Here is a 14,717-nt window from a genome sequence, read left to right as displayed (position 1 = left end):
GGTGGCCGGCTGGACCTGAATTGTGTACGTCGGCGGCCGGCGCAGCGGCCGCGCCGCGCGCCGAACCCGCGGGAATACGGGCCGCGAAGCTGCGCTTATACCCCTAGACGAGTCTCAGGTCAAGAATCCGCTGGACACGCGCGTGTTCTTGCGCATATACTCGTACTTTGCGCTCCCACACTCACGCCTTCATATTGCGGTCGGCTCTGCGTGTCCCCGGTGTGTGCATGGGCTGGGCCGCCGATCACCTGATTTCAGGGCCTCTGTTCGCAGAGTCTGAAGCAGCGGTGACGGCATCCGGTCAGATAGAGCACAACGGCACGGCATCACTGTAGCGGGAGTCCTCGTCCACACCACAACCTGACCGACAGTCACCCGTGGTCCCCGCTCAGGGACCCCATGGAGGTTATTTCCTTGGCTGCTGCGCGCAACGCATCTTCCACCATCACACCCAAGAACGGACGAAACCACTCTCGTCTCTCGTTCGCCAAGATCACCGACACCCTCACAGTTCCGGACCTCCTCGCACTGCAGACGGAGAGCTTCGACTGGCTGGTCGGCAGCGACGCGTGGAAGGCTCGCGTCGCAGAAGCCGAGGCTCAGGGGCGTCAGGATCTGCCCAGCCACTCAGGTCTCGAGGAGATCTTCGAGGAGATCTCTCCGATCGAAGACCTCGGCGAGACCATGCAGCTGAGCTTCACCAACCCCTTCCTCGAGGAGAAGAAGTACTCCATCGACGAGTGCAAGGAGAAGGGCAAGACCTACTCCGCGCCGCTGTACGTCGAGGCGGAGTTCATGAACCACATCACGGGTGAGATCAAGACCCAGACGGTGTTCATGGGTGACTTCCCGCTGATGACCGAGAAGGGCACGTTCATCATCAACGGCACCGAGCGTGTCGTCGTGTCCCAGCTCGTGCGCAGCCCCGGCGTGTACTTCGAGCGCACCCCGGAGAAGACCTCCGACAAGGACATCTACTCGGCGCGCATCATCCCGAGCCGTGGTGCATGGCTCGAGTTCGAGATCGACAAGCGCGACCAGGTGGGCGTGCGCATCGATCGCAAGCGCAAGCAGTCCGTGACCGTCTTCCTCAAGGCCCTCGGCCTCACGAGCGAGGAGATCCTCGAGGAGTTCAAGGGCTTCACGTCCATCGAGCTGACCCTCGAGAAGGACACCATCCTCACCAAGGAGGAGGCGCTCAAGGACATCTACCGCAAGCTGCGTCCGGGTGAGCAGGTCGCTGCAGAGGCCGCGCGTGCGCTGCTCGACAACTACTACTTCAACCCGAAGCGCTACGACCTCGCGAAGGTCGGCAGGTACAAGATCAACCGCAAGCTCGGTCTCGAGGCCCCGCTGGCCGACTCCGTGCTGACCAACGCCGACATCATCAAGACCATCAAGTACATCGTGGCTCTGCACGACCCGACAGCTCCCGGTGTGAAGCAGCTCGGTGAGGGTGTCTACGCGATCGACGGCACGCGCAACGGCAAGGCCGCGGACATCCGCCTGGACGTCGACGACATCGACCACTTCGGAAACCGTCGCATCCGCGCGGTCGGCGAGCTCATCCAGAACCAGGTGCGCACCGGCCTCAGCCGCATGGAGCGCGTGGTGCGCGAGCGCATGACCACGCAGGACATCGAGGCGATCACGCCGCAGACCCTGATCAACGTGCGCCCCGTCGTGGCCGCGATCAAGGAGTTCTTCGGAACGAGCCAGCTGTCGCAGTTCATGGACCAGAACAACCCGCTCGCGGGTCTGACCCACAAGCGCCGCCTGTCGGCGCTCGGCCCCGGTGGTCTGTCCCGTGACCGCGCAGGCGTCGAGGTGCGCGACGTTCACCCGTCGCACTACGGCCGCATGTGCCCGATCGAGACGCCTGAAGGCCCGAACATCGGTCTGATCGGCTCGCTGGCATCCTTCGCCCGCATCAACTCGTTCGGCTTCATCGAGACGCCGTACCGCCGCGTGGTCAAGGGCAAGGTCACCGACCACATCGACTACCTCACGGCGTTCGAAGAGGACGACTTCATCGTCGCCCAGGCCAACGCGCCGCTGAAGGCCGACGGCCACTTCGCCGAAGACCGCGTGCTCGCCCGTCAGAAGGGCGGCGAGGTCGACCTCGTTCCGGCCGACCTGATCGGGTACATGGATGTCTCGCCGCGCCAGATGGTCTCGGTCGGCACCTCGCTCATCCCGTTCCTCGAGCACGACGACGCGAACCGCGCCCTCATGGGTGCGAACATGCAGCGTCAGGCCGTGCCGCTGGTGCGCAGCGAGTCTCCGAACGTCGGTACCGGCATGGAGGGCTACGCAGCCATCGACGCCGGCGACGTGCTCACGGCCGAGAAGGCCGGTGTCGTCGCCGAGGTCTCGGCCGACGCCGTCACCATCCAGCTCGACGAGGGCGGAACGCAGACCTACTACCTGCGCAAGTTCGACCGCTCCAACCAGGGCACGAGCTACAACCACCGCGTGATCGTCAACGCGGGCGAGCGCATCGAGGCGGGCGAGGTCATCGCGGATGGCCCGGCCACCGAGAACGGCGAGCTCGCGCTCGGCAAGAACCTTCTCGTGGCGTTCATGCCGTGGGAGGGCTACAACTACGAGGACGCGATCATCCTCAGCCAGAACCTGGTGAAGGACGACACCCTCTCCTCGATCCACATCGAGGAGTACGAGGTGGATGCCCGCGACACCAAGCTGGGCAAGGAAGAGATCACCCGCGACCTGCCGAACGTCAGCCAGGACCTGCTGGCCGACCTCGACGAGCGCGGCATCATCCGCATCGGTGCAGAGGTTCGCCCCGGCGACATCCTCGTCGGCAAGGTCACCCCGAAGGGCGAGACCGAGCTGAGCGCCGAGGAGCGCCTGCTGCGCGCCATCTTCAACGAGAAGAGCCGTGAGGTGCGCGACACCTCGCTGAAGGTTCCGCACGGCGAAGAGGGCACGGTCATCGGCGTCAAGGTGTTCGACGCGGTCGACGGCGACGACGAGCTCGGCAGCGGTGTGAACCAGCGAGTCGTGGTGTTCATCGCCCAGAAGCGCAAGATCACCGCGGGCGACAAGCTCGCCGGCCGTCACGGCAACAAGGGCGTCATCTCGCGCATCCTGCCCGTTGAGGACATGCCGTTCCTCGCGGACGGCACGCCGGTCGACGTCATCCTGAACCCGCTGGGTGTTCCCGGCCGCATGAACTTCGGCCAGGTGCTGGAGATCCACCTCGGATGGGCCGCCAAGCAGGGCTGGAAGGTCGACGGCAACCCGGCGTGGGCCAAGGCACTGCCCGAGGTCGCCCGTGAGGCCGCCCCGAACACCAAGGTCGCGACCCCGGTGTTCGACGGTGCGCTGGAGGAGGAGATCGCGGGTCTGCTCGACTCGACGACCCCGAACCGCGACGGCGAGCGTCTGATCGACCACACCGGCAAGACGCAGCTCTTCGACGGCCGTTCCGGCGAGCCGTTCCCGGAGCCCATCTCGGTCGGCTACATGTACATCCTCAAGCTGCACCACCTGGTCGACGACAAGATCCACGCGCGTTCGACCGGTCCGTACTCGATGATCACCCAGCAGCCGCTCGGTGGTAAGGCGCAGTTCGGTGGTCAGCGCTTCGGTGAGATGGAGGTGTGGGCCCTGGAGGCGTACGGCGCCGCCTACGCGCTGCAGGAGCTGCTCACCGTCAAGTCCGACGACATCCTGGGCCGCGTGAAGGTGTACGAGGCCATCGTCAAGGGCGAGAACATCCAGGAGCCGGGCATCCCGGAGTCCTTCAAGGTTCTCATCAAGGAAATGCAGTCGCTGTGCCTGAACGTCGAGGTTCTCTCGGCCGACGGCACCCCGGTGAGCCTTCGGGACACCGACGACGAGGCTTACCGCGCGGCGGAGGAGCTCGGCATCAACCTGTCCAGCCACTTCGAGTCTTCGTCGATCGACGAGATCTGAAGCCAGCCAGACCCTACTGACGAACTTTCTTACGAGGAGAGAAATTGCTCGACGCAACAACTTTTGACGAGCTTCGTATCGGCCTGGCCACGGCAGACGACATCCGTCGTTGGTCCCACGGTGAGGTCAAGAAGCCCGAGACCATCAACTACCGCACGCTGAAGCCCGAGAAGGACGGTCTGTTCGGTGAGCAGATCTTCGGGCCGTCGCGCGACTGGGAGTGCGCCTGCGGCAAGTACAAGCGCGTGCGCTTCAAGGGCATCGTGTGCGAGCGCTGTGGCGTGGAGGTCACCAAGTCCTCCGTGCGCCGCGAGCGCATGGGCCACATCGAGCTCGCCGCCCCTGTGACGCACATCTGGTACTTCAAGGGCGTTCCGAGCCGTCTGGGCTACCTGCTCGACATGGCTCCGAAGGACCTGGAGAAGGTCATCTACTTCGCCGCCTACATGGTGATCGACGTGGATGAGCAGGGTCGTCACGACGACCTGCCCGGCCTGGAGAACGAGCTCCGTCTCGAGATCAAGACGTTGACCGACCAGCGCGACTCCCGCGTGGCCGACCGCCTCGCCAAGCTCGAGGGCGACCTCGCTGCTCTGGAAGAGGAGGGCGCCAAGGCCGACCAGAAGCGCCGCACCCGCGACGGCGCCGAGAAGGAGATGTCGCAGATCCGCAAGGGCTTCGACGAGGACATCGCCCGGCTCGAGCGCGTGTGGGAGTCGTTCCGCACGCTCAAGGTCGGCGACCTCAAGCCCGAGGATGCCGACTTCAACGAGCTCGTCGACCGTTACGGCCTGTACTTCACGGCCTACATGGGTGCCGAGTCGATCAAGAAGCGGCTCGAGGCCTTCGACCTGACGGCCGAGGCCGAGCTGCTGCACGACCAGATCGCCAACGGCAAGGGTCAGAAGAAGATCCGCGCCATCAAGCGTCTGCGCGTGGTCAACTCGTTCCTGCAGACCGGCAACTCGCCGGCCGCCATGGTGCTCGATGTCGTTCCGGTCATCCCGCCGGAGCTGCGCCCGATGGTGCAGCTCGACGGTGGCCGCTTCGCCACGAGCGACCTGAACGACCTGTACCGCCGCGTGATCAACCGCAACAACCGCCTTCGTCGTCTGCTCGACCTCGGTGCCCCCGAGATCATCGTGAACAACGAGAAGCGCATGCTGCAGGAGGCCGTCGACGCGCTGTTCGACAACGGTCGCCGCGGCCGTCCCGTCACGGGCACCGGCAACCGCGCCCTGAAGTCCCTGAGCGACATGCTCAAGGGAAAGCAGGGTCGCTTCCGCCAGAACCTGCTCGGCAAGCGCGTGGACTACTCGGGCCGTTCGGTCATCATCGTGGGCCCGCAGCTCAAGCTGCACCAGTGCGGTCTTCCGAAGGACATGGCGCTCGAGCTGTTCAAGCCGTTCGTCATCAAGCGTCTGATCGACCTGCAGCACGCGCAGAACATCAAGGCCGCCAAGCGCATGGTGGAGCGCGCGAACCCGCAGGTGTGGGACGTGCTCGAGGAGATCATCCGCGAGCGCCCCGTTCTGCTGAACCGTGCGCCCACGCTGCACCGTCTGGGCATCCAGGCGTTCGAGCCGCAGCTCGTGGAGGGCAAGGCCATCCAGCTCCACCCGCTCGTGTGTGCTGCGTTCAACGCGGACTTCGACGGTGACCAGATGGCCGTGCACCTGCCGCTGTCGGTGGAGGCACAGGCCGAGGCGCGCATCCTCATGCTCGCGTCGAACAACATCCTGAAGCCGTCCGACGGCCGCCCGGTGACCCTGCCCGCACAGGACATGATCATCGGTCTGCACCACCTCACCACCATCCGCGAGGGTGCGACAGGCGAGGGCCGCGCGTTCGCGTCGGTGTCCGAGGCGATCCTCGCCAAGGACCAGGGTTCGCTCGACCTGAACGCCAAGGTGCGCATCCGTCTCGACAACCTGTACCTGGCCGAAGAGGATGCCCCGGAGGGCTTCGTGCAGGGCGGCACCGCACTGCGCGAGACGTCGCTCGGCCGCGCCATCTTCAACGAGACGCTCCCCGAGGACTACCCGTTCGTCGAGGACGTCGCCGACAAGGGCAAGCTCAGCTCGATCGTGAACGATCTGGCCGAGCGCTACCCGAAGGTGGAGGTCGCCGCCACGCTGGACCGCATCAAGGATGCCGGTTTCTACTGGGCAGCACGCTCCGGCGTCACCGTCGCGCTCAGCGACATCGTGACCCCGCCCTCGAAGAAGGAGATCATCGCCTCCTACGAGAAGAAGGCGGCGAAGGTCCAGAGCGAGTACGAGAAGGGTCTGACCACCGAGGCCGAGCGCCGTCAGGAGCTCATCAAGATCTGGACGGATGCCACCGACGAGGTCGCCAAGGCCATGCGCGAGAACTTCCCGGAGCACAACACCATCAACCGCATGGTGTCCTCCGGCGCTCGTGGTAACTGGCTGCAGGTGCGCAACATCGCCGGTATGCGCGGTCTGGTGAACAACCCGAAGGGTGAGATCATCCCGCGTCCGATCATCTCGAGCTACTCCGAGGGTCTCTCGGTGGCCGAGTACTTCATCGCGACGCACGGTGCCCGCAAGGGTCTGGCCGACACCGCTCTTCGTACGGCAGACTCCGGTTACCTCACTCGTCGTCTGGTGGACGTCTCGCAGGATGTCATCATCCGCGAAGACGACTGCGGCACGACGAAGGGTCTGGACCTGGCGATCGCCGCTCGCAACGCCGAGGGTGAGCTGGTGCGCGACGAGAACGTGGAGAACTCCTCGTTCGCTCGCACCCTGGCCACCGACGTCGTGGACGAGAAGGGCACCGTCGTGGCGGAGGCCGGTCAGGACGTCGGCGACGTGCTGATCGAGAAGCTCATCGCGGCGGGCGTCGAGACCATCCGCGTGCGTTCGGTGCTCACCTGCGAGTCCGCCGTCGGCGTGTGCGCGCAGTGCTACGGCCGTTCGCTGGCCACGGGCAAGCTCGTGGACATCGGCGAGGCCGTCGGCATCATCGCGGCGCAGTCCATCGGCGAGCCGGGCACGCAGCTGACGATGCGTACCTTCCACACCGGTGGTTCGGCATCCGCCGACGACATCACGCAGGGTCTTCCCCGCGTGCAGGAGCTGTTCGAGGCGCGCACCCCGAAGGGTGCCTCCCCGATCGCCGAGTCGGCCGGTCGCGTGCACATCGAGGACACCGAGAAGGCGCGCTATGTCGTGCTCACCCCCGACAACGGAGACGAGGAGCACCGCTACCAGGTGCTCAAGCGTTCGACGCTGCTGGTGGAGGACGGGGACCACGTCGAGCTCGGTCAGCAGTTCATCGTCGGCACGGTCGACCCCAAGGAGGTGCTGCGCGTGCGCGGCATCCGCGCGGTGCAGGAGCACCTCGTGGGCGGCGTGCAGGGCGTGTACCGCTCGCAGGGTGTGCCGATCCACGACAAGCACATCGAGGTCATCGTTCGCCAGATGCTGCGCAAGGTCACCGTGGTCGACCACGGCGAGACCGAGCTGCTGCCTGGCGAGTTCGTCGACCGTTCGCGCTACAACGAGATCAACCGCGCCGCGCTCGCCGATGGCAAGAAGACGGCATCCGCCCGCCAGGAGGTCATGGGTATCACCAAGGCCTCGCTCGCGACGGAGTCGTGGCTGTCGGCCGCATCGTTCCAGGAGACCACGCGTGTTCTCACGCAGGCCGCCATGGAGGGCAAGCGCGACCCGCTGATCGGTCTCAAGGAGAACGTGATCATCGGAAAGCTGATCCCGGCCGGTACGGGTCTGACCCGCTACCGCAACGTGTCGGTGGAGGCCACGGAGGAGGCGAAGGCGGAGCGTTACCCGAACCGCATCTTCACCGACGACACCGTGTTCAACGAGAACGACCTGAGCTTCGTCGACTTCGACAGCTTCAGCTCGGACGACTACACCCCGGGGACTTATAACTGACTGAGGCGAGAGCCGAGCGAGCTTGCTCGCTCGGCCGAGCCGATGGAAGTTATGAGCCGCGCCAGCGGCGACATAACTGATTGAGGCAGGAACAGCGCGAGCTTCGCTCGCTCCCTCCGACCGATTGAAGTCATGAGCCGCGAAGCGGCGATATAACTGCCGCTACCCCCCCCACACCCGAGGAGCCCCGCGCCACAACCCGGCGCGGGGCTCCTCGCCGTCTGGGCGCACGACGAGCGGCCATGCCGCGGTGCGCCTCATCCCGGCGCCGGGCACCCCCTGTTAGCGTGACGACGACTGTCTGGGCACCACCGAGCGCGCCGTGCGCGCCGCCTGTCGGAAGGGGCACCATGAGCAACGAGACTCCGCAGTCCGCGGGCGGACCCGACGAGACCGACGCCACGGATGCCGTCGGCGATGAGAACGAGGATGCCTTCACCGGGACGCCCGTCGACACCGTCGAGACGACCGCACACGAGGAGACGGTCGCCGCTGACACTGCCGATGCCGACCTCGACACCGATGACGCCGACCTCGACGAGGCCGACGTGCCGCCGGTGGCGGCGTCGGCACATGCCGCGGGCGGCGCATCGGGCACGGCGCCGATCTTCGCCGATCAGCCGCACCGCATCGACGAGGTGCCGGTCGACGAGGGCGAGCCGGAACCGGCTGTCGAGGCGCCGGGAGCGGCGGCCGACGCCATCACCGAATCGGCGTCCGAAGGGGAACCGGAGCGAGAGTCATACGCGACGGGCGTTGCCGCCGCCGGCGCAGCATCCATGGCCGGGACGGGCGCGGACGCGGATGTCGACACGGGCGCAGCGACCGCAGCTCCCGTGCAGCCCGTGCCCGTGTACGTGACAGCGCCGACGCCGCCGAAGGGCAAGGGCAATCGGCTGATGGGCATCCTCGTCGGGGTGGTCGCCACGCTGGCCTTCGCCGTGGTCTTCGCCGCCGTCGTGCTCGGACTGTTCTACCTCTTCGCGTTGCATGCGCCGGGCACGGTCATGAACACGTGGGAGCACTACCTGCCGACGGCCGGCTTCTGGGTGCCGGTCGTGATCTTCTTCCTCGCGTACGCCCTGCTCATCGCCATCGTGAACCGCGGCGGCTGGTGGGCCTACGTGCTCGGCTCGTTCTTCGTGGGCGTCATCGTCTACTTCGGCTATATCGGCGGCGCGCTGCTCACGGTCAAGGCGTGGACGCTCAGCCTCGATCAGGCGAATCAGTTCATCGGCACGCTGTGGGCCCATCCGCTCACGATCGCCTCGGCGATCGTGGCACGCGAGGTGGCGATGTGGTTCGGCGCGTGGATCGCCGCCCGCGGGCGGCGTGTTCGCGCCCGCAATCTCGAGGCGCAGCGCGAGTACGACCGTTCGATGGCGGCCGGACAGAACGCCTGATCGGGCCGTCCCCTCGTCGTAGCCTGGTGAGGTGCGGGCGAGGCCCGACGCTCGCCGCGGCAGCCTCCCGTCTCCGCACAACGTGAAACCCATGGACTTCCGCCGCTACGCCGCAGCCATCGCCGCCTTCGCGACGGCGCTCTATCTCGCCATGCTCATCGCGGCGCTCGGCGTGCTGAGCCTGCTGCTCGAGCGCGATGTGATCGACGACCCGGATGCCGGTGCCTTCGCCGGCCCCGTCGCGTGCGCGGTCGCCACGGCCGTGGTCTTCACGGGGTTGCTGGTTCGCGCGCTCCGGCGGCCCGTCGATCGTCGCGGCCGCGACCGCGGGCACGAGGTCGCGATCGGAACGGCGCTGCTTCTCGCGCTCGGTTCGTACGTGGGATACGCGGCCGGCGCCGGCATCGTCGTGGGCGTCTCGAACCCCTACCGGTTTCTGCCGTTCCTCGTCGAGCAGCTGATCGGGCCGTTCGCGGCGGCGGCGGGCATCCTCTCCCTCGTCGTCGTGCTGCTGGAAATGATCGTGCTCGCCTCGCGGCGGGAGCAGCGCGGCCGGCCGCGGTGGCCGTGGGAGAAGCGCGACGACTGACGGCTCGTGCCGGCGTCAGGCCCCGCCGAAGCCGCTTCCCATGCCCTGATCGAGAGCCTTGCTCCACGCCTGATCGGAGATGGTCTTCGAGTCCGCAGGAACCGTGAGCTCATTGCTCTGCCCGTACAGTGTGGTGAACGAGGTGCGCACCGTCGACATCGTCGTTCCGTAGACCTTCTCCGGCACCGGCGCGGCCAACGGCATGGTGGTGGCCACGCCGACGATGCGGGTGTTGGCGTCGAGGTAGATCTGCGCGGTGAGCACTCCGGTGCGCCCGAAGACCGAGTCGTCGAACGACGTGGAGTCGGCCGAGTAGTGCACCGACGATGACAACGTCGAGGCGAGTCGCTGATCGAACGCGTGATACGCGGCGCGGGTGACGGTCACGGTCAACCGCGTCACGTCATCGATGCCCTGGTACCTCACATGCTGCGTCACGCCCTTCACCCGGAACGGGTGCGCGGCAGTCAGAGCTTTCAGATACGAGGCCCTGTCGTGCGCCGACAGCGACTCGTCGAAGTAGGAGGCCTGAAAGATGTGCTGCACACCGGCGAGGATGCCCATCGGCCCCTCCTGAGACAGGTTGCGCGCACCCATGCCGAGCCAGTCGGCATCCGCCTTCGCGGAGTAGTACCTGTCCCACTTGCCCAGCACGTACCGGTAACCCGACCTGATGTCCGAGGTGGTCAGTGAGGAGTCCTTCGCCGCGGTGACGTCGAGCACCTTGTAGTACGACTCCGCCTTGCCGTCGCCCACGGTGTAGAGATAGCGGTCCTTGATCAGATACGGCGCGCCATCGTCGTCCTGAGCGAGCGAGGTGCACGTCATCTGCTGCTGAGCAGCCTCTTGATCCTGTTCGAATCCGCAGCGCCCCTGGTTCCACGAGACGGTGGCACTGGCAGCCAGGTCGTTCGCGTCGGAGGCCAGGGAATTCGTCAGGGCGGTTCGATACAGCGCCGCAGCGGCGACCGACGCGCGAACGTCGTCGACGCTGCGCACGACCGAGCCGACACCGAGGATGCCCGCCGTCACGCTCAGCACGAGGGCCAGTACGGCCGCCACTGCCGACACGTACCATCGGGCCCGCGATCGGCGCCGCGTCGTCGTTCCCGTCGGCTGCGGCGACCCTGTCGGCTGCGGCGAAAAGGGCGAGGGGTATCCGGCATCACTCATTCATGGCTCCCGTGCGTCGTGCTGACGTCACACGGAAGCTGGTGGCGTCGCGGTCGCCAGCATAGAGCGCGGCAGGGCTCCAGGGGAACGGCGAATTTCAAGAAGCCTTGCTACACGAGTACTTGATCACGTATAGTACTTGACATGGCAGTCAACTCGAACGCGGATGCCCACGGTGCGGACGGCGGGAACGCCGGGCGCGCGGGCGCGGGCATCCCCGACACCGCACGCGACGGAGCCGGAGCCTCCGGCGCCTTCGCGGCGGACCTGCTGCGCGGCCACACCGACACGATCGTGCTCGGTGTGCTGCGTCGCGGCGACAACTACGGCTACGAGATCCACAAGGCGATCCGCGAGGCGGCGGGCGGTGAGTACGAGATCAAGGAGGCCACGCTCTACGCGAGCTTCCGTCGTCTCACCAAAGACGGGCTCATCGAACCGTACTGGGGCGACGAGACCCAGGGCGGCCGCCGCAAGTACTACCGCATCACCGACGCCGGACGTGCCGTCTACACGTCCAACGTGGCCGCATGGATCGCCACGCGCCGCATCATCGACTCCCTGCTCGACGCGAAGGAACGCTGACATGAACCCCGACATCCACCGTCTGCTCGACGAGGCGTTCGCCGGCGTCGAGATGACTCCAGAGGCCCAGGACCTGAAAGAAGAGGTGCGGGCGAACCTGGTGGCAAGGGCCGATGACCTCGAGGCATCCGGCGTCGCGCCGGGGGAGGCCGCCAGGCGGGCCATCGCCGAGCTCGGCGATGTGCGCGAGCTGCTCGACGACCCCGACGACCTCGCTGACGTGACGGGCCCGGGCTCTGCTGCAGGAGCGTCCGGATCAGCGGGCCGGGGCGACCCGGCACGGTCCGGCGCAGGTCGCACCGCATCCCCGTACGGCTACGCGGCGCTCGCGCTGCGCAACCGGGTGCGCCCGAAACCCGGGTTCGTGGTGCGCGTCGTCGTGTGGGCGGTGATGATCGTCGCCGGGGTGACGGTCGCCACTCTGGGCGCCACGGGCGTGCTCCCTCTGGTGGCCGGGCCGATCATCCTCGCGCTGGGCGTGGCATCCACCGGGCTCGGACTGCTGGTGAGCGACTCGCTGCAGCAGGAGACGACAACGAACCACCCCATGCCGCAGTACAGGGCGGCGGGCTATGGCGCCGCCAGCCTGCTCGCTCTCTTCGGGCTCGGCTTCGCCGGGCTCGTGGGGCTGCAGGCGCTGCCGATCTGGTGCGTCGTGTTCGCCGCGCTCGGCGTGATCGCCTCGATCATCCTCTACGCGTTCCTCGGCGCCTCCCAGACGAATCGGCACAAGGCGTGGACCCGTGTCGCCCGCGACACGATGCCGCCGAACCGGTTCGACGAGCATCCCGAGGTCGCCGCGCGCTTCGGCATCTACAGCGCCGTCATCTGGATCGTCACCTTCGTGATCATCGCCGTGCTCGTCTTCACGGTCGGCTGGTGGTGGGCGCCCGTCGCGTTCGTCGGCGGACTCGCGGCCATGCTGCTCCTGCTCGCGCGCATGCTGTTCGGCCACAGCGACGACTCGGAGCGCTGAGCAACAGACAACATCGGGGACCTCCCCTCGGTGAGCGTCCCCCGCCACACCACTCTTCGTCACAACACACATCGAACGGAAGGGATGCTTCGCCATGCCTGAAAACACGCGCGCGGTCGACGTCGTCGGCCTCGCCAAGACCTATCGCGGTCCGCACCGCGCCCCCGTGCACGCTCTGCGCGGCCTCACATTCCAGGTGCCGGCCGGCATCGTGTTCGCCATGCTCGGTCCCAACGGGGCGGGCAAGTCGACGACCACGAAGATCCTCACCACGCTCAGCCGGCCGACCGGTGGCACGGCATTCATCGACGGCATCGACGTGGTGCGCCGCCCCGCTGAGGTGAGGCAGCACATCGGCTACGTCTCGCAGGGTGCCAGCACGGACCCACTGCTCACCGGCACCGAGAACCTCATGCTCGCCGGGCGCCTGCGCGGCATGCCTGCGTCGGACGTCCGCTCGCGCGCCACCGCGCTCCTGACGGAGTTCGGTCTCGCCGACACCGCCGATCGCCCGGTGGGCAAGTTCTCCGGCGGCATGCGAAGGCGGTTGGATGTCGCCGCCGCCCTCGTGCACGCCCCTCGCGTGCTCTTCCTCGACGAGCCGACGACGGGGCTCGACCCCGAGGCGCGCGCCGCGATGTGGGGCGAGATCCGTCGGCTGTCCGCTGAGCGCGCGATCACGGTCATCCTCACCACGCACTATCTGGACGAGGCCGATCGTCTCGCCGACGACGTGATGATCATCGACCACGGCACGAGGGTGGTCGGCGGCAGCCCGGACGAGCTCAAGGCGTCCCTTGGCGGCGACACCGTGCGCGTCTCGCTCGTGGAACCCGACGTGGAGCGGGTGCGCCGGGCCGCGGCATCCGTGCCGGGTCTGCGTGACGTTGTCGTCGAGACGCAGGGCACGGCGGGGCAGCTCGTCGCGCGCACCGGCGACGCCTCCGCGGCGGTCGCGCCGACGATCGCCGCGCTCGAGGCCGCCGGCGTCGTCTTCGGCGCGGTGTCGGCGTCGCGACCGAGTCTCGACGATGTGTACCTGCACTACGCGGGGCGTTCGTTCGAGCGAGCGGATGCCTCCGCTTCCGAGGCAGCCGCAGCATCCGACCCGGACCACACCGGTCCCACCCAGAAGGGGGAAGCGGCATGACCGCCACAGCACTCACCCAGACCGTTCCGTCGCATCCCGTGCGCGCTGCATGGCTCACCCAGACCGGGCAGATCACGCTGCGCTGGCTCATCAACGTGCGCAGGCAGGTGTGGGGCGCCGCGTTCTCTCTGGTGCAGCCCATCGTGTGGATCCTGCTCTTCGGCCAGGTGTTCTCATCGCTGAGCACTCTGCCGGGGTTCGGCGATGCAGGCTACGTCACGTTCCTCGTGCCCGGTGTGCTCATGATGACCGTGCTCTACAGCGGCGCGTGGGCGGGCACCGGCTACATCGACGACATGAAGTCCGGCGTCATGGACCAGCTGCTCACCGCACCCGTCGCACGCAGCGCGATCATCACGGGACAGCTCGTTCAGCAGCTGCTCATCTGCCTCGCGCAGTCGATCGTGGTGCTGTTCATCGGCTGGCTCGGCGGAGCGACGTACCCGGGCGGCGTCGGCGGAATGGCACTCGCGCTGCTCGCCGCGCTGCTGCTCGCGACCATCTTCTGCTCGCTGTCGACCGCCGCGGCGCTCACCGCCCGCAATCAGGTCGCGCTCATCGGCATCTCGCAGATCGTGGTGCTGCCGGTGACCTTCTTGTCGACGACCATGATGCCGGCATCCCTCATGCCGCAGTGGGTGCAGAACGTGTCGACGTACAACCCCATGACGTGGGCGGTCGATCTCGCGCGCACCACGCTCGCGGGAACCACGGATGCCTCTGCGCTGTTGCACGTCGGCGGTCTCGTCGTCCTGGCCGTGCTCGCGTTCGTGTGGTCGGTGCGCGCCCTGCGCGGCTACCAGCGCAGCCTGTAACGCGCACCGCTGCTGCCGCGCCCGCGTCGGGCGCCGCCCCACCCCATCCCGTTCCGCTGTCCCATGGTGTCGCTCGGGCGGCGCGGAGGCGACACGACGGGACAGCGGAACCTGCGGCGGGGCCGCCCCGGTGGACAACCGCGGCGGTGGATGCCCGC

General features: G+C 67.3%; 9 protein-coding genes. 8 read left to right on the top strand and 1 reads right to left on the bottom strand.

Annotated features, from left to right (window positions below):
- Positions 1-414: 414 nt before the first annotated feature.
- The 4 genes from rpoB (at position 415) to FPZ11_RS09850 (ending at position 9,860) form a co-directional block, all read left to right on the top strand.
- A complete protein-coding gene (gene rpoB / locus FPZ11_RS09865) occupies positions 415-3,942 on the top strand; it encodes a DNA-directed RNA polymerase subunit beta (RefSeq protein ID WP_146320486.1) in 3,528 nt (1,175 codons plus the stop codon).
- A gap of 44 nt (positions 3,943-3,986) precedes the next feature.
- Positions 3,987-7,868, top strand: coding sequence for a DNA-directed RNA polymerase subunit beta' (rpoC, locus tag FPZ11_RS09860; protein ID WP_146320484.1), 3,882 nt, complete (start codon positions 3,987-3,989; stop codon positions 7,866-7,868).
- Positions 7,869-8,218: 350 nt separating this feature from the next.
- Complete coding sequence (locus FPZ11_RS09855; RefSeq protein WP_146320482.1) at positions 8,219-9,271, top strand: hypothetical protein; 1,053 nt, start codon at positions 8,219-8,221, stop codon at positions 9,269-9,271.
- A gap of 91 nt (positions 9,272-9,362) precedes the next feature.
- On the top strand, positions 9,363-9,860 hold the full coding sequence (locus FPZ11_RS09850) for a DUF6121 family protein (protein WP_168203786.1): 498 nt from the start codon (positions 9,363-9,365) through the stop codon (positions 9,858-9,860).
- Positions 9,861-9,875: 15 nt separating this feature from the next.
- Here the strand turns inward: FPZ11_RS09850 and FPZ11_RS09845 are convergent, their stop codons facing one another.
- Complete coding sequence (locus FPZ11_RS09845) at positions 9,876-10,922, bottom strand: hypothetical protein (RefSeq protein WP_146320479.1); 1,047 nt, start codon at positions 10,920-10,922, stop codon at positions 9,876-9,878.
- A 255-nt stretch (positions 10,923-11,177) separates the two neighbouring features.
- Here FPZ11_RS09845 and FPZ11_RS09840 point away from each other — a divergent pair, with 255 nt between their 5' ends.
- The 4 genes from FPZ11_RS09840 (at position 11,178) to FPZ11_RS09825 (ending at position 14,559) form a co-directional block, all read left to right on the top strand.
- A complete protein-coding gene (locus tag FPZ11_RS09840; RefSeq protein ID WP_146320477.1) occupies positions 11,178-11,618 on the top strand; it encodes a PadR family transcriptional regulator in 441 nt (146 codons plus the stop codon).
- A gap of 1 nt (position 11,619) precedes the next feature.
- Positions 11,620-12,594, top strand: coding sequence for a permease prefix domain 1-containing protein (locus FPZ11_RS09835; protein WP_146320475.1), 975 nt, complete (start codon positions 11,620-11,622; stop codon positions 12,592-12,594).
- Positions 12,595-12,688: 94 nt separating this feature from the next.
- Entirely contained in the window at positions 12,689-13,744 is a 1,056-nt protein-coding gene (locus FPZ11_RS09830) for an ATP-binding cassette domain-containing protein (protein WP_146320473.1), read from the top strand.
- The gene (locus FPZ11_RS09825; protein ID WP_146320471.1) at positions 13,741-14,559 is read left to right on the top strand and encodes an ABC transporter permease; all 819 of its coding nucleotides are present in this window, start codon (positions 13,741-13,743) and stop codon (positions 14,557-14,559) included. The genes FPZ11_RS09830 and FPZ11_RS09825 overlap by 4 nt, the downstream gene beginning before the upstream one ends.
- Positions 14,560-14,717: the final 158 nt, after the last annotated feature.

Origin of the sequence: Humibacter ginsenosidimutans (assembly GCF_007859675.1) — a bacterium.
Lineage (GTDB): Bacteria > Actinomycetota > Actinomycetes > Actinomycetales > Microbacteriaceae > Humibacter > Humibacter ginsenosidimutans.
Note: the sequence above shows the minus strand (reverse complement) of the source record. Positions and strands in the feature narration are given on the sequence as shown.

Bases quoted from the DNA above. Each gene is read 5' to 3' on its own strand.
- FPZ11_RS09840 (WP_146320477.1), top strand. From the start codon at position 11,178: ATGGCAGTCAACTCGAACGCGGATGCCCACGGTGCGGACGGCGGGAAC.
- FPZ11_RS09835 (WP_146320475.1), top strand. From the start codon at position 11,620: ATGAACCCCGACATCCACCGTCTGCTCGACGAGGCGTTCGCCGGCGTC.
- FPZ11_RS09850 (WP_168203786.1), top strand. From the start codon at position 9,363: ATGGACTTCCGCCGCTACGCCGCAGCCATCGCCGCCTTCGCGACGGCG.
- FPZ11_RS09825 (WP_146320471.1), top strand. From the start codon at position 13,741: ATGACCGCCACAGCACTCACCCAGACCGTTCCGTCGCATCCCGTGCGC.
- FPZ11_RS09855 (WP_146320482.1), top strand. From the start codon at position 8,219: ATGAGCAACGAGACTCCGCAGTCCGCGGGCGGACCCGACGAGACCGAC.
- FPZ11_RS09830 (WP_146320473.1), top strand. From the start codon at position 12,689: ATGCCTGAAAACACGCGCGCGGTCGACGTCGTCGGCCTCGCCAAGACC.